This is a genomic window from Agrobacterium sp. M50-1, assembly GCF_049843495.1.
GTDB classification, from domain to species: Bacteria; Pseudomonadota; Alphaproteobacteria; order Rhizobiales; family Rhizobiaceae; genus Agrobacterium; species Agrobacterium radiobacter.
The window spans coordinates 114,226-134,714 of record NZ_JBBHZH010000003.1 but is presented as its reverse complement, the minus strand read 5'-3'; the positions used below and the strand labels follow the sequence as shown (position 1 = coordinate 134,714).

Below are 20,489 nucleotides of genomic sequence, written 5' to 3'. Positions count from 1 at the left end.
TCCGCCGAATTTAACCAAGCCCTTGCCGCTTGTGAATGGCAAGCGCGTGCGGCATGATCTTTTCCATGCGTATCTGCCTTTTTCTCTGCCTCTGTCTTTGCATGGCCTCGCCCGCGCTTGCGCAGGTCGCCATTTTTCCCGCCCCATCAGGCAAGGCGGATGCGGAAACGCTGGTGGTCTATTCCTCGCTGGATGAGCCGCTGGCGACGCCGATGATCGAGGGTTTCCAGAAGGCCAATCCCGATATCGCCGTCCACTACGAGGATATGCTGACCGGCGAAATCTACGACCGCATCGTGAAAGAAACCGATGCGGGGAAAAAGACCGCCGATTTCGCCTTCTCTTCCGCCATGGATCTGCAGGTGAAGCTGAGCAATGACGGTTACGCCCAGCGCTCGGACCTTGCCATGAGCGCCCGCTGGCCCGCCTGGGCCAATTGGCGCAACACCGCCTACGCGCTGACTTTCGAGCCTGCGGTTTTCGTCTATCACAAGCCGAGCTTCACCACCGAAAAACCGCCCGCCACCCGCGCGGAATTCGTCGATTATCTGGAGCGCCACGCCAAAGAGGTGCATGGCCGTATCGCCACCTACGACATCGAGCGCTCGGGCGTCGGCTTCCTGTTCATGTCGCGCGACCAGGAGCAGTTCGGCGATATATGGAGCGTCATCAAGGCCATGGGTGCGGCGGGCGTGAAGGTCTATTCCACCTCTTCGGCCATTCTGGAGCGGGTCTCCGACGGCCGATTCGTGCTGGGCTACAATATTTTAGGCTCCTACGCCGCAGACTGGGCCTCGCGCCACCCCGATGTCGGCATCGTGCTGCCGAAAGACTATACCGTGGTCATGTCGCGCATCGGGCTGGTGCCGGAAGCCGCCGCCAACCCGGCGCTCGGCCGCCGTTATCTCGAATTCTTCATGTCCAAGGAGGGCCAGACGATCATGGCCCGGCAATTGCAAATCCCCGCCGTCAGCCCGGAAGTCGCAGGCGAAAACACCGCCAACACCATGCAGGCCATCCACGGCGCGCAATTGCGCCCGGTTCCCGTCAGCCCCGGCCTGATGGTCTATCTGGACCAGGTGAAACGCAGCCGCCTGATCGAGCGCTGGAACGAGGCGTTGCGGTCGCAGTAGGTTCCCCCTCATTCCTGTGCTCGTCACAGGAATCTAGCCAGCCCAAATCCTTGGGCTGAAAGGACTCTTCTCGCCGCGTAGACACGCACCGGCTGGATTCCTGTGACAAGCACAGGAATGAGGGTGTGGACCAAGCTTCAAAGGCGCAAAACAAGGCCATCCCACACGCCACAGTAGACGCCCGACACAAATTAATAGAGAGTAAATGCGCAAGGACTTGCGTAGCGTCAGTTAGATGACAGCTTTTTGTGATGCTCTGCAATCCTTCTTCATTCCGTGGAGGCGGAAGAAGATGCGGGAGGAAATCCAGGACGATTGCCAAGCACCACGCTGACTATTCAGCGCCGGCACAGACGCGTCCTGAAAGCCCCCCGCATAAACGAAAAACGACGCCCAAAAAGGGCATCCTGAGGAGGGTTTTCTACGTGAAACATTTTCTTATCGGCACATTTCTGGCGGGCATGATCGCTCTTCCGGCCGCTGCAGCGGATTACACCATCATTGCCCCGGCCAATCCCGGCGGCGGCTGGGATCAGACCGCGCGCTCCCTGCAGAGCGTGCTGCAGGAAGAAGGCATTTCCAAGAGCGTTCAGGTGCAGAACGTACCGGGCGCCGGCGGCACCATCGGTCTTGCGCAGTTCGCCAGCCAGCAGAAGGGCAACCCGAACGCCCTCATCGTCGGCGGTTACGTGATGGTCGGCGCGATCCTCACCAACAACGCGCCCGTCACGCTTAAGGAAGTAACGCCGATCGCCCGTCTGACCGGCGAATATGAAGCCATCGTCGTTCCAGCATCCTCGCCGCTGAAGACCATCGGCGACCTCGTCGACCAGCTCAAGAAGGACCCGGGCAGCGTTTCCTGGGGCGGCGGCTCCGCCGGCGGCACCGACCATATCGCCGTTGGCCTGATCGCCAAGGCGGCCGGCGTCGATCCGACCAAGATCAACTACATCGCCTATTCCGGCGGCGGCGAAGCGCTTGCCTCGATCCTCGGCTCGCAGGTCACAGCCGGTATTTCGAGCTACGGCGAATTCGAAAGCCAGGTGAAGGCCGGCACGCTGCGCCTGCTCGCGGTTTCCAGCGAAGAGAAGCTGGAAGGCGTCGATGCGCCGACGCTGAAGGAAAGCGGCCTTGATGTCGTCGTCCAGAACTGGCGCATGGTCGCCGCTCCTCCCGGCCTGACGCCGGAACAGGAAAAGGCCGTCAATGCCGATATCGAAAAGCTGGTGAAATCCGCCAAGTGGCAGGAAACCCTGAAGACCAAGAGCTGGATGGACACCTATCTCGCCGGTGACGAATTCAAGGCGCAGCTCGCCAAGGATACCGACGCCACCGCCGCCATCCTCAAAGACATCGGACTGGTAAAATGAGCCAGGGTTCCAACCCTTCGCAGCATCAAAAGCGCCGCCCTGATTGGGCGGCGCTGGCGATCGCCGTCTTCCTCGTCATCATCGCCTGCGTGATCTTCTGGGACAGCGCCCGTCTCGCCAGCGTCACCGGTTATTCGCCGGTCGGCCCGGCAACCGTGCCTTATGCCATCGGCTTCTGTCTTGTCGGCCTGGCGCTCTGGACGGCCATCGAAGCCTGGCGCGGTGATTTTCCCGAACGCGACAAACAGGAAATCGCCCCGGTTATCTGGGTCGTCGCCGGCCTTGCCGCACAGATGCTGCTGCTGAACATTGCCGGTTTCTCCATCGCCACCGGCCTGCTCTTCGCCTTCACGGCGCGCGCCTTCGGCAAACGCAAGCTCTGGTATTCGATCCCCATCGGCATCGCCCTGAGCTTCTTCATCTGGTTCATCTTCGCGCGGCTGCTGCAGCTTTCACTGCCCGCCGGGCCTCTGGAACGGCTGCTCTTCTAACAGCCATTCCGACCAAAATTCGAGATCACAGGAAACCGCAGGCGCGCGATGACGCATACGCCAGCCGTTCCGCCCGCCCATCGGGTCCATTTGGGGGACATCTGTCCATGAGTACCTTTGAATTCCTGCTGCACGGTCTTGAGGTTGCCGCCCAACCCATGAACCTGCTCTATGCGCTGATCGGCGTCACACTCGGCACCGCCGTCGGCGTTCTGCCCGGCATCGGGCCGGCGCTGACCGTGGCACTGCTTCTGCCCGTTACCTACCGGCTCGATCCCGCCGGTTCGCTCATCATGTTCGCCGGCATCTATTATGGCGGCATGTATGGCGGGTCGACCACCTCGATCCTGCTCAATACGCCCGGTGAAAGCGCCTCGATCGTCACCGCGCTTGAGGGCAACAAGATGGCCCGCAAGGGCAGAGGCGGCCCGGCGCTGGCCACCGCCGCCATCGGCTCCTTCGTCGCCGGCCTCATCGCCACCATCGCGTTGGCCTTTGTCGCACCCTTTATCGTCAAGCTGGCGCTGGTTTTCGGCCCACGCGAATATTTCGCGCTGATGGTGCTCGCCTTCGTCACCGTTTCCTCCGCTTTCGGAGATTCGGCATTGCGCGGCCTCACCTCGCTGTTCATCGGCTTTGCGCTCGCCATCGTCGGCATCGACCAGCTGACCGGCCAGACGCGCATGAGCTTCGGCATTCCCGACCTGCTCGACGGTGTGGAAGTGACGACGCTTGCGGTCGCCATGTTCGCCATCGGCGAAACGCTGTTCATTGTCGCGCAGGGCCAGACTGGCGACGACAAGGTCGAAGCCGTCAAGGGTTCGGTCTGGATGAGTGCGCAGGACTGGGCGCGTTCCTGGAAAGCCTGGCTGCGCGGCACCCTGATCGGCTTCCCCATCGGCGCCATGCCGGCGGGCGGCGCTGAAATCGGCACTTTCCTGTCCTACGCCACTGAAAAGAAGCTGACCAAATATCCCGAAGAATTCGGCCATGGCGCTATTGAAGGCGTTGCCGGACCTGAGGCCGCCAACAATGCTTCCGCCGCTGGTACGCTCGTGCCGCTCCTGACGCTCGGCCTGCCGACGACGGCGACCGCCGCCATTATGCTCGCCGGTTTCCAGCAGTTCGGCCTGCAGCCCGGCCCGCTGCTGTTCGCCACCAATCCGCAGCTCGTCTGGGGTCTGATCGCCAGCCTGTTCATCGCAAACCTGATGCTGCTGGTTCTGAACCTGCCGCTCGTCGGTCTGTGGGTGAAGCTTCTGACCATTCCGAAGCCCTGGCTTTATGCGGGTATTCTGCTGTTCGCGACGCTCGGCACCATTGGCGCCAACCCGTCGGTATTCGAACTCGGCATGCTGCTCGCCTTCGGTATCCTCGGCTACGTCATGCGCATCTTCGGTTATCCGATTGCGCCGGCCGTGGTGGGCCTGATCCTCGGCCCGCTTGCGGAACAGCAGCTTCGCCGCGCACTGGCCATCGGCCAGGGTGATCCGACCGTACTGCTCACCTCACCGATCGCCGTCGGCCTCTTCGCCGTCGCGGCAGCCGCCTTCATCATCCCGCTTATCATGCGCATCCGCGGCCGTGGCGAGGTGCTGACGCAGCTTGCCGCCAACGAGGACTGAGAAACCAAGAGCCTCCCAAGGCAACTGGCCCCGTATCTTCGGATGCGGGGCTTTTTTATTCACGCCAACGGGATGTGTGGCATAGACGCGGCCATGATATGATTCCGCTGCAAACGCAGGAGAAAAACATGCGCAAGATCGCGATCATGATGGTTCTGGCGCTCGCCGGCTGCACGACAGCCACGCCCGATGTCGAACCCATTCCCGGCAGCATCACCTATGGCGGGCAGCCCCGCACCAAATTGACCAAATCACCCATCGGCAGCACGCTCAGCAACGAATTCGTGATGGGCGACGGCCGGCTTGCGATTGAGACCTATCGCGTGCAACCCGACCGGTCGCTGAAACTGGAAAGACGCGAAATCGTCGGCGACTGGCCGCCGAATTGAGACGTGCGGACACAGACCGGGTTAGCGACGCGTTCGAAAATGGTGCTTCCGTCATCCTCGGCCTTGTGCCGAGGATCTGCGACCTATCGCTTTGTTCAACGTGATTAGATCCTCGGCACAAGGCCAAGGATGACGTTCGGAGAAATTGCAAGCCATGCTATTCCTCCCAGACATTTCCCGCTCACGGCAATTCAGAACCGTTCTAAAACATATTTTTGATTTCCGCATACCTTGCCAATAAAGCTGATAGCGAACATCAAGTTAACCCGGCGGGAGCACTTCCGCCGGGTTAGAACCATATTGCAAGGGACATATAAGTGGCCATCAACTTCACCTTCCCCGTTCGCCTGCTGGCGGCAGCAGCCTTCAGCCTTGGCGCGATGACCGCCGGCGCTGAGGAAATGACGATCAAGCACGCGCAGGGCGAGACCGTACTGAAGGCGGCGCCGAAGAAGGTTCTGGTTCTCGATATTCCCTCGCTCGACAATCTCGATGCACTGGGCGTCGAGCCAACAGGTGTCGTCAGCTCCAACCTGCCGATCTATCTGCAGAAATATGCCGATGGCAAATATCTGAAGGTCGGCACGCTATTCGAACCCGACTACGAGGCGATCAATGCGGCGGAAGCCGATCTCGTCATCGTCGGCGGCCGTTCGCGGGCGAAATATCCTGACGTTGCGAAGATCACGCCGGCCATCGACATGTCGATCGATTCCAAGGAATTCATCGGGAGCGTCAAAGGCAACATCACCAAGCTCGGCGATATCTTCGGCAAGCAGGAAGAAGCAGAGAAGCTTGACGCCGTCATCGATGAGAAGGTCGCGAAGCTGAAGGAGATCGCTCCCAACTCCGGCACGGCGATGATCCTCGTCACCAATGCCGGCAAGGTCGGCGTTTATGGCCCCAGCTCGCGCACCGGCTGGCTGCACACCGAAATCGGCTTCAAGCCCGTTGCCGCAGATATTGACGACCGTTTCGACCGCGGCGACGTTGTCTCCTTCGAATATCTGGCCGAGGTCAACCCCGAATGGCTGTTCGTGATCGATCGCGACGCCGGTATCGGCCGCGCCACCGATCCGGGCAAGGCAGCCGCGCAGGTGCTGGACAATGAGCTGGTGCACCAGACCAATGCCTGGAAGAAAAAGCAGATCGTCTATCTCGACCCGCAGGCGGCCTATATCGTCAGCAGCGGTTATACGGCGCTCACCACCCTGCTCGATCAGGTCTACAAGGCTGTTTCCGAGAAGAAGTCGTAGCAACCGCGCGCCATCTGCTCCACACTCGACGTCATCCTCGGGCTTGTCCCGAGGATCTACCAAGGTATCGTAAAATCAATAGGTTGCAGATCCTCGGGACAAGCCCGAGGATGACGGAGAGAGGTTTGTAGCCTCACCGTAACCTGCGGGTCGCCGGGAGCTTTCACCATTTTCGAAAAATCGCCGAAGTGAAGTCCCTGTCTCTCATTCTTGCCCTTCTTCTGGCCCTGGTGCTCGCCATCACCAGCCTGTTCGTCGGCGTCAGCAATGTCTCGCTCGCCACGCTCTTTTCGCCTGATACCAGCGCGGATGCACTGCTCGTGCTGCTCGTCAGCCGCATCCCCCGCACGCTGGCGCTCATACTGGCCGGAAGCTCGATGGCGATTGCCGGTCTCATCATGCAGATGCTGGTGCGCAACCGTTTCGTGGAACCTTCGACGGCGGGCACGACCGAATCCGCCGGCCTCGGGCTGCTGGTCGTCACCCTGCTTGCACCGGAAACACCCATATTCGGCAAGATGCTGGTAGCCGCCGCTTTCGCGCTCGCCGGAACCGCACTTTTCCTGCGTATCCTGAGACAGGTGCCGCTGCGCGACGTCCTGCTGGTGCCGCTGATCGGCATCATGCTGGGCGGTGTCATTTCCGCCGTCACCACCTTCTTCGCCTATCGTTTCGATCTCTTGCAATCGCTCGGCGCATGGATGACGGGGGATTTTTCCGGCGTGCTGCGCGGCCGTTACGAACTGCTGTGGATCGGTTTCGTTTTCGCCATCGCCGCCTATCTCGCCGCCGACCGTTTCACGGTGGCCGGCATGGGGCGCGACTTCACCACCAATCTCGGCCTCAACTATCGCCGGGTGATGGCGCTCGGCCTCACCATCGTCTCGCTGGTCAGCGCCGTCGTCGTCGTCACCGTCGGCATGATCCCCTTTCTCGGGCTGATCGTGCCGAATGTGGTCAGCCTGATGATCGGCGACAATATGCGCCGCTCCGTGCCTTGGGTGGCGACGCTTGGCGCGGTCTTCGTTCTTGCCTGCGACATCATCGGAAGAACGGTGCGCGCACCCTATGAGGTGCCGATCGGAACCGTGGTCGGTGTCATTGGCAGCGCGCTGTTCCTCTATCTCCTGCTGCGGAAACGCCACCATGCGTGAGAGAAACCCCGAAAGGCGCGCAAAAACCGTTCTGCTCGTGCTTGCGGCATTCGCACTCCTCTCCATGGCCGCCTTCATGACGCTCGGCGCCAAGGGCAGCTGGAGCTTCGTGCTGCCGTTTCGCGGCATCAAGCTTCTATCGCTGTTGCTGGTTGCCTATGCCATCGCCGTTTCCACCGTGCTGTTCCAGACTGTCACCAACAATCGCATCCTCACCCCTTCGGTCATGGGTTTCGATTCGCTTTATGTGCTGATGCAGACGGGGCTGATTTTCATATTCGGCTCGGCAACCGTGGTCATGATCGATCCGCAACTGAAGTTTCTGGTCGAAACCGGGCTGCTCGTCGCCTTTTCCGCCCTGCTCTATCGCTGGCTGTTCGTCGGCGCGGAACGCAGCCTGCATCTCCTGGTGCTGGTCGGCATCGTCTTTGGCGTGTTTTTCCGCAGCCTCTCGGGCTTCATGCAGCGCGTGCTCGATCCCAATGAATATACGGTGCTGCAGGATGTGCTGTTCGCCAGCTTCAATTCCATCGATCCGACGCTTCTCATGGTCTCCGCCGTCATCATCGGCGTGGTGACCATCGTCGGATTGCGCCTGATGCATACGCTCGACGTCCTCTCGCTCGGCCGCGCAACGGCCATCAGCCTCGGGGTCGAATACAAGCGCACGGTGACGATCATCCTCGTGCTGGTCTCCGTGCTCGTCGCCGTCTCCACAGCGCTGGTCGGCCCGGTCATGTTTTTCGGGTTGCTGGTTGCCGCCCTTGCCCATTATCTCACCGGCAATGGCAAACACGCCTACGTGCTGCCCGCCGCGATCCTCATCGCCATCATCTGCCTCGTCGGGGGTCAGGTGGTGCTGGAGCGGGTTTTCGCCTTCGATACGGCGCTCTCCATCATCATCGAATTTCTGGGCGGCATCGTCTTTATCGGTCTTATTCTGAAACGAGGTGCGCGATGATCATCGCCAGTCAGATCAGCAAATCCTATGGCGACACGGTTGTGGTTGACGGCGTCTCCGTCTCCATTCCGGCATGCGGCGTCACCTCCATCATCGGGCCGAATGGTGCGGGAAAATCGACGCTGCTCTCCATCGTGGCGCGGCTGATGTCGATGGATGCGGGAACCGTAACGGTCGATGGGCTCGATGTTACGAAAACCGCTTCCGACACGCTGGCGAAACGGCTTTCTATCCTGCGGCAGGACAACCACATCTCCTCGCGCCTGACGGTGCGCGATCTCGTCGGCTTCGGGCGCTATCCCTATTCCAAGGGCCGTCCCACTATCGAGGACAAGGCCCATATCGACCGGGCGCTCGAATATCTCAATCTCGAACCCCTTGCCGGCCGGTTTCTGGACGAGCTTTCCGGCGGCCAGCGCCAGCGCGCCTTCGTGGCCATGGTGCTGTGTCAGGACACGGATTATGTGCTGCTCGACGAACCGCTCAACAATCTCGACATGAAACACGCTTCCAGCATGATGAAGATCATGCGCAAGGCCGCCGACGAGCTGAAAAAAACCGTGGTTCTGGTGCTGCACGACATCAACTTCGCCTCCTGGTATTCCGACACCATCATCGCCATGCGCGAAGGCCGCATCTGCCATCAGGGACCTGCGGAAGAGATCATCCGCCCCGAGATTCTCAAGGACATCTATGACATGCCGATCCGCGTCAATGAGATAGACGGCCGGCGCATCTGCCTGTTTTACGAATGACATGATGATTGTGCAGGATTTTTACTGTCCCAGTGCTTAGCATGGAACAGGGCAACAGGCCCGGACGTTAAACGACGGACTTTTCCAAAGCGGCATTCCGTCCGCAACTTCAGGAGACATCGATGAAGACGCACAAGACGAAGAACGACCTGCCTTCCAACGCCAAGTCGACCGTGATCGGCATTCTGAATGAATCGCTCGCTTCCGTCATCGACCTTGCGCTCGTCACCAAGCAGGCGCACTGGAACCTCAAGGGCCCGCAATTCATCGCCGTCCATGAACTTCTCGACACGTTCCGCGCCCAGCTCGACAATCACGGCGACACGATTGCCGAGCGCGTCGTCCAGCTTGGCGGCACGGCGCTCGGCAGCCTGCAATCCGTCTCCTCGACGACCAAGCTCAAGGCTTATCCGACCGATATCTACAAGATCCATGACCATCTGGACGCCCTGATCGAGCGTTATGGCGATGTGGCCAACATGATCCGCAAGGCGATCGACGATTCCGACGAGGCCGGTGATCCGACGACGGCCGACATCTTCACCGCCGCCTCGCGCGATCTCGACAAGTCGCTTTGGTTCCTGGAAGCGCATGTACAGGAAAAGAGCTGAGCGGAAAAATCCGCCACCCCAACAGCAAAGCGCCCGGACGATCCGGGCGCTTTTTTCTCGTATTCAAGCGTCAGTGGCGCCGCAGAACGGCAAGCCCGATGTCCCGCAGCATCTCGTGATCGAGAATGCCCCGCTGGGCGCTGCGGATCAGAACCGCTGCGCACTCATTGGCAACGTGGCTACTGCGATCTTGAAAGCACTCGAAACATACGCCATCGAAAATATTCTGCAGATCGGTGATCTGCTCCGGCGACAATTGTGCGCCAACCCGTTCAAAAGCTGCATACGACAAGGCTCATCCTCCTGAAGATATGCCAAGTATCGTTTCTTTTTTTTCGTGGACATCAAATTTGTACACCCGAACGAATCACTTGTCGAATCAGATTTTAACCAAATGTAAATAGGTTATTTTCTGGCCTCCTCTCCCGCGATATCTTGCGGAAAGAAGATAAAACCCAATCGAAACAACGTCTTCTTCCTGGCGCACTCCTGTTCCGGTTCCCGGCCGCCCTTACATTGCGGAAAAACGTGCAGCCGCGTGGATTTCCACCGAAACCGCAAAAGAAACTGTTGCATTCCAAAAACGATTGAGCGATATAGCACCCGTCGCCGCTTCGGTGGCCCACGGTTCAGCGTACTACCCCGGACCGGTGGATTTGAGCGGGTGTAGCTCAGGGGTAGAGCACAACCTTGCCAAGGTTGGGGTCGAGGGTTCAAATCCCTTCGCCCGCTCCAGTTTTCCAAAAAAAGACGGATAAATCGTCACCACGTCCGATGTGAGATGCATCTTTTCTATGGGCTGTGATGCGCATCGCCATGCGCGAGGATTTCTCACACAAAGAAAACCGGGAAGAGCGTTCCCTCCCCGGCCCTCATCGTCAGGCAGCTTCGTCCCAGACAGGCGCAAGCCCGTCCGGGGAAACAATGCGGCCATCCGGTCCGGCGAGCGCATGGATCGCCGCCATTTCATCGGCAGAAAGCTCAAAATCGAAGATGGCGAGATTTTCATCGACGCGCGCTTCGCTGACCGTTTTCGACAGGGCAACGACACCCGGCTGCTGCACGAGCCAGCGCAGCACCACCTGCGCCACCGACTTGCGACGGCCTGTAGCAATCTCCTTCAGCACTGGATCGGCAAACACTTTACCATCGGCCATGCCGTAATAACCCGTCACCGACATGCCGGCGGCCTTGGCCGCGGCGATGACCACGTCCTGATCGATATAGGGGTGGTATTCGATCTGGTTGGTCACGATCGGAGCCTTGGAAAGCTTCATCGCCTCGGCCATCAGCGCCGTATTGAAGTTGGAGACGCCGATATGGCGCACCTTGCCGGCTTGCCTCACCGCGTTCAGCGCATCGATCTGTTCGGCAAGCGAAACCGCCTCGTTCGGCCAATGCAGCAGCAGCAGATCGACATAATCGGTCTTCAGCTTTTTCAGGCTTTCATCGACGGAGGCGAGGAAGGCACCGTGCTTATAGTTTTCGACCCAGACCTTGGTGGTGAGGAAAATATCGCCCCTCGCCACGCCGGAACCGGCGATGGCTTCGCCGACTTCGGCCTCGTTGCCGTAGATCTGGGCGGTATCGATATGGCGGAAACCGGCCGTCAGCGCATGCGGAACGATGCGCAGGACATCGGGGCCGGGAATGCGGAAGGTGCCGAAGCCGAGCGCCGGGATCGAAGCGCCATTTGCGGTGACATCAAACATATATTTTCTCCTTCGAGGTTGCCCGGCCAGCTTGGGGCATGGCCGGGAATTTTGTGAAAAGCTCAGGCGGTTTTCAACGTCGGCGCGGCACGACGGTCCAGCGCGCTGCTCCAGAGCGTGAGCAGCAGGGCCACCGCAACGAGGATGGCGCCGACCCAGGGCGTTGCCGCAAGACCCATCGGCGATTCCACCACCAGGCCGCCAAGCCATGCGCCAATGGCGATACCGAGGTTGAAGGCGGCGATGTTGAGCGCAGAGGCGACATCGACCGCGCCGGGACGATGTTCCTTGGCAAGCTGCACCACATAAAGCTGCAGGCCGGGAACATTGGCGAAGGACAGGAAACCAAGCGCCGCAAGCGTGATGAGCGTCAGCACCGGCGAGAAGGCCGTGAAGGAAAAGACGAGCAGCACGATGGCCTGCGCGAGAAAGAGTCCGATCAGCGCCTTGGCCGGGTTATGGTTGGCGATCCTGCCGCCGCCAATATTGCCGGCTGCAATGGCGACGCCATAGAGCACGAGGATCAGGCTGACGCTCTTTTCCGAAAAGCCGGTCACATCCTGCAGGATCGGCGCAAGGAAGGTAAAGGCGACGAAAGTGCCGCCGTAACCGAGCGCGGTCATGGCGAAAACGATGAGCAGGCGGCCGGAACCGAGAACGCGGACCTGATCGAAGAGGCTCGCCGGAGGCGCTTTCTTGAGCGTGTTCGGCAGAAGCGTGACAATGCCCAGGAAAGCAATGACGCCAAGGGCGGCGACGGCCCAGAAAGTGGCGCGCCAGCCGAAGACCTGCCCGATATAGGTGCCGAGCGGAACGCCGGTGACGATGGCGACCGTCAGCCCCATGAACATCATGGCGATGGCCGAGGCGCGGCGGTTTTCCGGAACGAGGTCGGCGGCGATGGTGGAGCCGACCGAGAAGAAAACGCCATGGGCGAAAGCGGCGATGACGCGGGCGGCGAGCAGCATCTCATAGTTCGGCGACAAAGCCGCGGCGCTGTTGCCGATGATGAACAGGGCCATGAGGCCGAGCAGCAGCGGCTTTCTTTCGATCCTGCCGGTCAGCGCCGTCAGGATCGGCGCGCCGAAGGTGACGCCAAGCGCGTAGACGCTGACGATGAGACCGGCCAGCGGCAGGGTGATATGAAGATCGTTGGCGACCGTCGGCAACAGGCCGACGATGACAAATTCCGTTGTTCCGATCGCATAGGCCGCGATCGTCAGGGCAAATATGGCCAATGGCATGATAACTACCTCTCCGCCCGGAGCGGGATCGCGGGCGTTCTGGACAGCGGCGCTGTCGGTTTGGAGCATTTTGACAGCGGTGCTGTCCGGTTGGATCACTCTATGGGGGCAATATGGGCGAAGGGGACTTGCATGATAATCGGCAAGATCGGATAAACGCCTTTGAATTGATTTCACAGATGGTGAGGCGATGGACAACAGGGCCGGAGAAATGGAAGTCTTCGTGGCGGCGGCGGAACTGGGCAGCTTTTCCGCGGCCGGGCGCAGGCTGAAGCTTTCCCCCTCAGCGGTGAGCAAGCTTGTCACACGCATCGAAGACCGCCTCGGCACCCGGCTGCTGGCCCGCTCCACCCGGCTTGTCACGCTCACACCGGAGGGTGAAGTCTATCTGGCCCGGGCAAGGCGCATTCTCGCCGACATCACTGAAACGGAGCAGATCGTGGCCAGCGGCGGCAAGGTGGTGCCGCGCGGCCTGCTGCGCGTCAACGCCACCCTGGGCTTCGGCGAACGTTACCTCCTGCCGCTTGCACCGGAATTTCTGTCGCTTTATCCGGAAATAGAACTGGATATCTCACTCACCGACGGCGTCATCAGCCTGATCGAGGAACGCACCGATATTGCGATCCGATCCGGCGCCATGGGCGATTCCTCCCTGAAGGCGCGGAAGCTCAAGGAAGTCCGCCGCGTCATCGTCGCTTCCCCTGCCTATATCGAAAAACGCGGAATGCCGGAAAAACCGCAGGATCTGACGCAGCACAATTGCCTGAGCTTCAATTTCAGCCGCAGCCTCAACGAATGGCCCTTCCGCGATCCCGGATCGACGGAAGTGTATCGCCTCCCCATCACCGGCAATGCATCGGTCAATAGCGGCATGGCGATGCGCAGGCTTTGCCTGGCGGGGCTGGGGCTCGGACGTGTTGGTGAATTCCACGTCGAGCCCGATATCAGGGCCGCCCTGCTCGTTCCCGTGCTGGAGGAGTATAGCGCCGAGGACATGGAGGTGATCCACGCGGTTTACGCCGGCCACGAGCATCTGGCCGCCCGCGTGCGCGCCTTCATCGATTTTCTCGCCGCAAGGGTCGGGCGCTGATTGGATTGGGAGGTGATCCCCCGCCTCACACCAGACCGTGCACCAGCTTTGCCAGCCAGTCGACGAAAACGCGGACCTTGTTGGTCACATGCCGGGTTTGTGGATAGACCACGTAGATCGGCATTGCCTCGCGCCGCCATTCGGAAAGCACCGGCACCAGTTCACCCCGCGAAAGCGCATCTTTCACCATGAAGACAGGAAGCTGCACGATGCCCATGCCGGCCAATGCCGCGTTGAGATAGGTACGGCTGTCATTGACCGAGACGACATAGTTCGGGGTCAGTTCAACGCTGCGCACACCATTGTCGAAAGAAGCCGGCATGATCTGGCCGGTGGTGGCATTGAGGTAGCCCACCGAATAATGATCCTTCTCGAGATCCTCCGGTTCTTGCGGCATGCCGAAGTTTTCGATGTAGGATGGCGAGGCGAATGTCTCGAACCGGAGTTCGCCCACTTTTCGGGCAATCAGCGACTGATCGCGCAGCACGCCGACCCGGAGTGCGCAGTCGACATTCTCCGCTATATAATCGACCAGACGGTCGCCGACGCCGAGATCGAGACGGATATGCGGATAACGCTGGTAAAATTCGCAAAGATGTGGGATAACCACCAGGTCCGCGAAGACACCGGCCATTTCCACCCGCAACCGGCCGGATGGCTGCACCTGTGCGCTGGACATGCTGCCGTCAAGTTCTTCGATTTCCGATAAAATCTGTGAGGCCCGCTCATAATAGAGAGCGCCATCCGTTGTCAGCATCACCCGGCGCGTGGTGCGGTTGAGAAGTGTGGTGTGCAAATGCGCCTCAAGCGCCTGCACCATGTTGGTGACCGTGGTTTTCGGCATGTTCAGCGCGGTGGCAGCGCGGCTGAAATTGCCGGTTTCCACAACCCGCGTAAAAACCCGCATGGCGGAGAGCTGATCCATTCACTGCCTCGGAGATATGATTATCCGTGATTTCGGAATAGTGTTTTCAAATTTGCATGCTTGATCGTTTCGATCCGAACAATAATATAGATTTCAGATTTTGCAATACGATCCGCCTATTGGTGGCGGCGCAAAGGATCTGGAGTCATGAACGCGCATTGGGAAAACATCGGCAGCAGCGAGGCGTCCGCGCCGAAGCTCTCCGTGCGCCGTTATGAAGGTTCCTGCCTCTGCAGCCATCCGCCTGTCGTGCTTTATCTGCGCGGCGGATCCTTTCTGGAACCCGGTCTCGAGCCGGGCGGCAATTGCCCCGAGCTTCCGGTGGCCCGCGCGCTTGCGGAAAGCGGCGCAGTGGTCGTGGAAGCCGATTACAGCAAGCCGTCCGGCAACGAGTTTCCGATGGTGATCGACTGTGCCTATGAAGCGCTCGATCATCTGAGCCGGGATCGCAAGCACTATGGCGGCGCGAAATCGCTGCTGTTCGTGGCCGGCGAAGAAGCAGGCGGCAATGTGGCGGCGGGGCTTGCCTTGAAGGCCCGTGACCGCATGCCGGGCAAGCTCGCAGGCCAGATTCTTCTGTCGCCCATGATCGACCCGATGATGACGACGGAATCCTTCCGCGATGCGGACAGGATCGGCATGCGCCAGCGTTGGGCCGATGGCTGGAGCCATTACCTTGCCAAGGCGTGCGGGTTCTTCCACCCCTATGCCGCACCGTGTCAGTGCACGCGGCTGAACCGGGTGGCGCCGGCGCTGATCTTTACCGCCGAGGACGACCCTCTGCGCGACGAAACGGTCAATTACGCAGACCGCCTCATCGCCTCAGGCGTCAGCGTCCGGCAGCATGTTTTCCCCGCCGGCGTCGGCTGGACGGGGCTCTATCAAGGAGAGGGCGGCGGATGGGTCTCATCCGTCTGTTCGGAATTCAAGACCTTCGTTGACCAGTTGAAACACTGAATACCGCATTTATTGAGAAACTGACCGGCTCCTGATCCGAGCCAAGGAGAAACCCATGACGCTGAACACCAAGCGCCGGGCCCTGACGGGCGCCGGTATCGGGCTCGCTATGTCCGTTGCAGCTGCAGCACTCATTTTCGACCTCCCCACCAGCCGTAATGCCACGGCCGCTTCCACCCCGGCTGAAACACCGGCAATCCCGGTTACCGTCGCCAAGGTGGAAAGCCGTGACGTGATGCGCTGGGAAGAATTTTCCGGCCGTCTCGAAGCCGTTGACCGGGTGCAGATCCGCTCCCGCGTCGCCGGCCAGATCAAGGCCGTGCATTTCCGCGAAGGCGCGCTGGTGAAGGAAGGCGATCCCCTCTTCACCATCGACCCGGCACCCTATCAGGCCGCCGTTGCAGGCGCTGAAGGACAGGTCGCTTCGGCCGAAGCCAAGGTCAGCCTTGCCAAGACCGAACTCGACCGTGGCCGCAGGCTTTCCGACAATCGCACCATCTCCCAGAGCGATCTCGACCAGCGCCAGAGCTCGTTTGCGGATGCCGAAGCCCAGCTTCGCGCCGCCCGCGCAGCACTGACCACGGCCCAGCTTGATCTCGGTTATACCGAAATCATCGCACCGGTTTCCGGCAGGGTCGGCCGCATCGAAATCACCGCCGGCAACCTCGTCGCCGCCGGTTCCACCTCGCCTGCGCTGACGACGCTGGTATCGGTCAACCCGATCTATGCCAGCTTCAACGCCAGCGAAGGAACGGTTGCTAAGGCGCTTGCCGAACTGCCGAAAACCGATGGCGCCCTGCCCGCTCTCGAACAGATTCCTGTCGAAATCGGCACGCTTTCGGATGAGGGCACGCCGATCAAGGGCACCCTGCACCTGATCGACAACCAGGTGGATTCGGCAAGCGGCACCATCGGTGTCCGCGCCATCTTCGACAATCCGGACGGCAGGCTCATTCCGGGCCAGTTCGTGCGGGTGCGCATGGGCGAACCGAAGCCGGAAAACCGTATCGTCATCAGTGACCGCGCCATCGGCACGGATCAGGACAAGCGCTTCGTCTTCGTGGTCGATGCCGAAAACAAGGTGAGCTACCGCCAGATCAAGCCGGGCGCACCGGCCGATGGCCAGCGCATCATCGATAGCGGCCTTGCCGCCGGTGATACGATTGTTGTCAACGGCCTGCAGCGCATTCGTCCCGGTGCGACCATCGCACCACAGGCGGAAGACAAGGTTGCTGCTTCGCAGTAACCATCCTCTTTGATCAGTAAGCGTCCCGCGCTTTCGCGAGACGCCCCTTCAGACAGAACCGGCCTCCACCGGCGGCAGAAAAGCCGCCGGAACGGCCTTTGCATTCCAAAATATACCCGGAGAGGGACTGGATATGAATATTTCCAGATTTTTTGTCGATAGGCCGGTCTTCGCCGGCGTTCTATCGATCCTGATCGTGGTGGCAGGCCTTCTCGGCATGCGCGCCCTGCCGATTTCCGAATATCCGGAAGTCGTTCCGCCATCCGTCGTCGTCCGCGCCACCTATCCCGGCGCGAACCCGGCCGTTATCGCCGAAACCGTCGCCACGCCGCTTGAAGAACAGATCAACGGCGTCGAGGACATGCTCTACATGGGCAGCCAGGCGACGTCCGACGGCGTGCTGACGCTGACCGTCACCTTCAAGCTCGGCACCGACCCCGACAAGGCGCAGCAGCTGGTGCAGAACCGCGTGTCGCAGGCCGAACCGCGCCTGCCGGCGGAAGTGCGCGCGCTCGGTATCACGACAGTCAAGAGCTCCCCCGACTTCATCATGGTCGTCAATCTGGTGTCGAAAACCGATGCCTATGACATCACCTATCTGCGCAACTACGCAACGCTGAACGTCAAGGACAGGCTCGCCCGCATCGAAGGCGTGGGCCAGGTTCAGGTCTTCGGCGCAGGTGACTATTCCATGCGCGTCTGGCTCGATCCACAGAAGGTCGCCGAACACGATCTTGCCGCCAGTGACGTCTCCGACGCCATTCGCCAGCAGAACGTACAGGCGGCAGCCGGCGTCATCGGCGCTTCGCCGAGCCCCAACGGCGTCGACCTGCAGCTCAACGTCAATGCCCAGGGCCGTCTGACGACGCCGGAAGAATTCGGCAACATCATCGTCAAGAGCGGCGCGAACGGCGAAATTACCCGCCTGCGCGATGTCGCCCGCATCGAACTCGGTGCTGCCGATTACACGCTGCGCTCGCTGCTCGACGGCGAACCCGCCGTGGCTGTGGCAGTTCTCCAGGCTCCCGGCTCCAACGCCATCGAAATCGCCGATAATGTCCGCGCCACGATGGACAATCTGCAGCTCGCGATGCCTGATGGCGTAAAATACGAGATCGTCTACGACACGACGAAATTCGTGCGTTCCTCCATCGAGAAGGTCGTTGATACACTCCTCGAGGCCGTTGGCCTCGTGGTGCTTGTGGTCATCCTCTTCCTGCAGACCTGGCGCGCATCGATCATTCCTCTGATCGCCGTTCCGGTCTCGATTATCGGCACCTTCGCCGTCATGTATGCTTTCGGGTTTTCCATCAACGCGCTAACGCTGTTCGGGCTTGTGCTCGCCATCGGCATCGTGGTGGATGACGCGATCGTGGTCGTCGAAAACGTCGAACGAAACATCGAAAACGGGCTCTCGCCGCGTGACGCCACCTATAAGGCGATGCGCGAAGTGTCCGGACCGATCATTGCGATTGCGCTGGTGCTGGTCGCGGTTTTCGTGCCGCTTGCCTTCATCTCCGGCCTGTCCGGCCAGTTCTACCGGCAGTTCGCACTGACCATCGCCATCTCCACCGTCATTTCGGCCATCAACTCGCTGACGCTGTCACCCGCTCTTGCGGCGCTGCTGCTCAAGGAACACGGTGCACCGAAAGACTGGCTGACCCGCTTCATGGACCGGATTTTCGGCTGGTTCTTCCGCGGCTTCAACCGCGCCTTCGGCGCCGCCTCCAATGGCTACGGCAAGACCGTGGGCGGGCTGGTGACGCGCAAGAGCCTGGTGATGCTGGTCTATATGGCGCTGGTTGCGGCAACCTACGGCATGTTCACGACAGTTCCGAGCGGCTTCGTGCCGGCGCAGGACAAGCAATATCTCATCGGCTTCGCCCAGCTTCCGGATGGAGCAACGCTCGACCGCACCGAAAGCGTCATCAAGCGGATGAGCGACATCGCGCTCGAAACACCCGGCGTCAGCCACGCCATCGCCTTCCCCGGCCTGTCGATCAACGGCTTCACCATCGGCTCCAATTCCGGCATCGTCTTTGCGGTTCTCGATGACTTCGAAAAGCGCAAGACACCGGAACTGTCCGGCGGCGCCATCGCCATGCAGCTGAACCAGAAATATGCGGGCATTCAGGATGCCTTCATCGCGATGTTCCCGCCGCCGCCGGTCAACGGTCTCGGCCAGACGGGCGGCTTCAAGCTGCAGATCGAGGACCGCGCCGGTTACGGCTACCGGACGCTTGATGAAGCGACCAAGGCGGTCATCGCCAAGGCATACCAGACACCGGAACTGGCGGGCATCTTCTCCAGCTTCCAGATCAACGTGCCGCAGCTCTTCGCCGATCTCGACCGCGCCAAGGCCGAGCAGCTGGGCGTTTCGGTGACCGACGTCTTCCAGACGCTGCAGATTTATCTCGGTTCGCTTTATGTCAACGACTTCAACGCCTTCGGGCGGACATACAGCGTGCGTGTGCAGGCAGACGCGCAGTTCCGCGCCCATGCGGAAGATATTGGCCGCCTGAAGGTTCGTTCGGCAACGGGTCAGATGATCCCGCTTTCGACGCTGCTGAAGGTGGACGCGACGACAGGACCGGAACGCACCAACCGTTATAACGGCTTCCTTGCGGCCGATATCAACGGCGGTCCGGCGCCGGGCTTCTCCTCGGGACAGGCGCAGGCGGCGATCGAGAAGATCCTTGCCGAAACCCTTCCCGCGGGCGTCGATTACGAATGGACTGACCTGACCTACCAGCAGATCCTGGCCGGCAATTCCAGCATCGTTGTCTTCCCCTTGGCGCTGCTGCTCGTCTATCTCGTGCTTGCCGCGCAATATGAAAGCCTCACCTTGCCGATCGCGATCATCCTGATCGTACCGCTCGGTGTGCTCGCGGCCCTCACCGGCGTCTGGCTGACAGGAGGGGATAACAACATCTTTACGCAGATCGGCCTTGTCGTCCTTGTCGGTCTCTCGGCGAAGAACGCGATCCTGATCGTGGAGTTCGCCCGGGAGCTGGAATTCGAGGGACGAACGCCGCTTCAGGCGGCAATCGAGGCAAGCCGGCTTCGTCTGCGCCCGATCCTGATGACCTCGCTCGCCTTCATCATGGGCGTGGTGCCGCTGGTTGTCTCTACCGGTGCAGGTGCGGAAATGCGCGCGGCCATGGGTGTCGCCGTCTTCTCCGGCATGATCGGCGTGACGTTCTTCGGCATCTTCATGACACCGGTCTTCTACGTGCTGGTGCGCAAGCTGTCGGGCAACCGCCCGCTCATCCAGCACAAGCAGGAAGAACCGGCCAATTCGGACTACAAGCTCGAAAAGGCCGGCTGAGACCATACTCCCATCCACCGCACCTTCGACGCAAGCCCGCCGCGCATCCCCCGGATGCGCGGCGTTTTTCATGGACGGAAATGTCTATGCCGCCTTACTAAAATAGAATCAGTTTCAAATGCTTAAGCGGAAAACACGCCTATATTGCCCCACATTGAACCTGTCAAAAATCAATATATCGGCTTCAATCGGACAGGTCCTCAAGAAACGACGCTATTCTATGCTTGGAATTTTGTGGTAAT

The 20,489-nt window shown here is 60.4% G+C and carries 18 protein-coding genes and 1 tRNA gene; 15 read left to right on the top strand and 4 right to left on the bottom strand.

Annotation, left to right across the window (positions count from 1 at the left end):
- Positions 1 to 35: 35 nt before the first annotated feature.
- From WDZ78_RS08185 to dps, 10 genes are all read left to right on the top strand, one after another.
- The gene (locus WDZ78_RS08185) at positions 36 to 1,133 is read left to right on the top strand and encodes an ABC transporter substrate-binding protein (RefSeq protein WP_020011658.1); all 1,098 of its coding nucleotides are present in this window, start codon (positions 36 to 38) and stop codon (positions 1,131 to 1,133) included.
- 461 nt (positions 1,134 to 1,594) lie between these two features.
- Positions 1,595 to 2,503: a Bug family tripartite tricarboxylate transporter substrate binding protein gene (locus WDZ78_RS08180; RefSeq protein ID WP_153463847.1), complete on the top strand. Its 909-nt coding sequence runs from the start codon at positions 1,595 to 1,597 to the stop codon at positions 2,501 to 2,503.
- Complete coding sequence (locus WDZ78_RS08175) at positions 2,500 to 2,994, top strand: tripartite tricarboxylate transporter TctB family protein (RefSeq protein ID WP_425672770.1); 495 nt, start codon at positions 2,500 to 2,502, stop codon at positions 2,992 to 2,994. The genes WDZ78_RS08180 and WDZ78_RS08175 overlap by 4 nt, the downstream gene beginning before the upstream one ends.
- A 107-nt stretch (positions 2,995 to 3,101) precedes the next feature.
- The gene (locus WDZ78_RS08170) at positions 3,102 to 4,619 is read left to right on the top strand and encodes a tripartite tricarboxylate transporter permease (RefSeq protein WP_425672769.1); all 1,518 of its coding nucleotides are present in this window, start codon (positions 3,102 to 3,104) and stop codon (positions 4,617 to 4,619) included.
- A 128-nt stretch (positions 4,620 to 4,747) separates the two neighbouring features.
- A complete protein-coding gene (locus tag WDZ78_RS08165; RefSeq protein WP_026363924.1) occupies positions 4,748 to 5,008 on the top strand; it encodes a hypothetical protein in 261 nt (86 codons plus the stop codon).
- Positions 5,009 to 5,325: 317 nt separating this feature from the next.
- Entirely contained in the window at positions 5,326 to 6,264 is a 939-nt protein-coding gene (locus WDZ78_RS08160; protein WP_425672767.1) for a siderophore ABC transporter substrate-binding protein, read from the top strand.
- A gap of 188 nt (positions 6,265 to 6,452) precedes the next feature.
- Complete coding sequence (locus WDZ78_RS08155; RefSeq protein ID WP_425672766.1) at positions 6,453 to 7,418, top strand: ABC transporter permease; 966 nt, start codon at positions 6,453 to 6,455, stop codon at positions 7,416 to 7,418.
- The gene (locus WDZ78_RS08150) at positions 7,411 to 8,379 is read left to right on the top strand and encodes an iron chelate uptake ABC transporter family permease subunit (protein ID WP_425672764.1); all 969 of its coding nucleotides are present in this window, start codon (positions 7,411 to 7,413) and stop codon (positions 8,377 to 8,379) included. Before WDZ78_RS08155 ends, WDZ78_RS08150 begins: the two co-directional genes overlap by 8 nt.
- Positions 8,376 to 9,134, top strand: a complete 759-nt coding sequence (locus WDZ78_RS08145; protein WP_425672763.1) for an ABC transporter ATP-binding protein — start codon at positions 8,376 to 8,378, stop codon at positions 9,132 to 9,134. The genes WDZ78_RS08150 and WDZ78_RS08145 overlap by 4 nt, the downstream gene beginning before the upstream one ends.
- 122 nt (positions 9,135 to 9,256) lie before the next feature.
- A complete protein-coding gene (gene dps / locus WDZ78_RS08140) occupies positions 9,257 to 9,745 on the top strand; it encodes a DNA starvation/stationary phase protection protein Dps (RefSeq protein WP_137410887.1) in 489 nt (162 codons plus the stop codon).
- A 70-nt stretch (positions 9,746 to 9,815) separates the two neighbouring features.
- Here the strand turns inward: dps and WDZ78_RS08135 are convergent, their stop codons facing one another.
- Positions 9,816 to 10,037, bottom strand: a complete 222-nt coding sequence (locus WDZ78_RS08135) for a hypothetical protein (RefSeq protein ID WP_004429892.1) — start codon at positions 10,035 to 10,037, stop codon at positions 9,816 to 9,818.
- A 368-nt stretch (positions 10,038 to 10,405) separates the two neighbouring features.
- Here WDZ78_RS08135 and WDZ78_RS08130 point away from each other — a divergent pair.
- Positions 10,406 to 10,480: transfer RNA gene (locus tag WDZ78_RS08130), tRNA-Gly, on the top strand.
- A gap of 143 nt (positions 10,481 to 10,623) precedes the next feature.
- Here the strand turns inward: WDZ78_RS08130 and WDZ78_RS08125 are convergent.
- Both WDZ78_RS08125 and WDZ78_RS08120 read right to left on the bottom strand, forming a co-directional pair.
- Positions 10,624 to 11,457: an aldo/keto reductase gene (locus WDZ78_RS08125; RefSeq protein WP_425672762.1), complete on the bottom strand. Its 834-nt coding sequence runs from the start codon at positions 11,455 to 11,457 to the stop codon at positions 10,624 to 10,626.
- A gap of 62 nt (positions 11,458 to 11,519) precedes the next feature.
- Positions 11,520 to 12,701, bottom strand: coding sequence for an MFS transporter (locus tag WDZ78_RS08120; RefSeq protein WP_425672761.1), 1,182 nt, complete (start codon positions 12,699 to 12,701; stop codon positions 11,520 to 11,522).
- A 190-nt stretch (positions 12,702 to 12,891) separates the two neighbouring features.
- Between WDZ78_RS08120 and WDZ78_RS08115 the strand changes: the two genes are divergently transcribed.
- Positions 12,892 to 13,791 (top strand): LysR family transcriptional regulator, encoded by a 900-nt coding sequence (locus tag WDZ78_RS08115; protein WP_425672760.1) that lies wholly within the window; start codon positions 12,892 to 12,894, stop codon positions 13,789 to 13,791.
- Positions 13,792 to 13,816: 25 nt separating this feature from the next.
- On the opposite strand, the gene WDZ78_RS08110 is transcribed toward WDZ78_RS08115, so the two are convergent.
- A complete protein-coding gene (locus WDZ78_RS08110) occupies positions 13,817 to 14,716 on the bottom strand; it encodes a LysR family transcriptional regulator (RefSeq protein WP_020011673.1) in 900 nt (299 codons plus the stop codon).
- Positions 14,717 to 14,863: 147 nt separating this feature from the next.
- Here WDZ78_RS08110 and WDZ78_RS08105 point away from each other — a divergent pair, with 147 nt between their 5' ends.
- From WDZ78_RS08105 to WDZ78_RS08095, 3 genes are all read left to right on the top strand, one after another.
- Positions 14,864 to 15,673, top strand: coding sequence for an alpha/beta hydrolase fold domain-containing protein (locus WDZ78_RS08105; protein WP_020011674.1), 810 nt, complete (start codon positions 14,864 to 14,866; stop codon positions 15,671 to 15,673).
- A 55-nt stretch (positions 15,674 to 15,728) separates the two neighbouring features.
- Positions 15,729 to 16,919 (top strand): efflux RND transporter periplasmic adaptor subunit, encoded by a 1,191-nt coding sequence (locus tag WDZ78_RS08100; protein WP_020011675.1) that lies wholly within the window; start codon positions 15,729 to 15,731, stop codon positions 16,917 to 16,919.
- Positions 16,920 to 17,052: 133 nt separating this feature from the next.
- The gene (locus WDZ78_RS08095) at positions 17,053 to 20,247 is read left to right on the top strand and encodes an efflux RND transporter permease subunit (RefSeq protein WP_020011676.1); all 3,195 of its coding nucleotides are present in this window, start codon (positions 17,053 to 17,055) and stop codon (positions 20,245 to 20,247) included.
- Positions 20,248 to 20,489 lie beyond the last annotated feature (242 nt).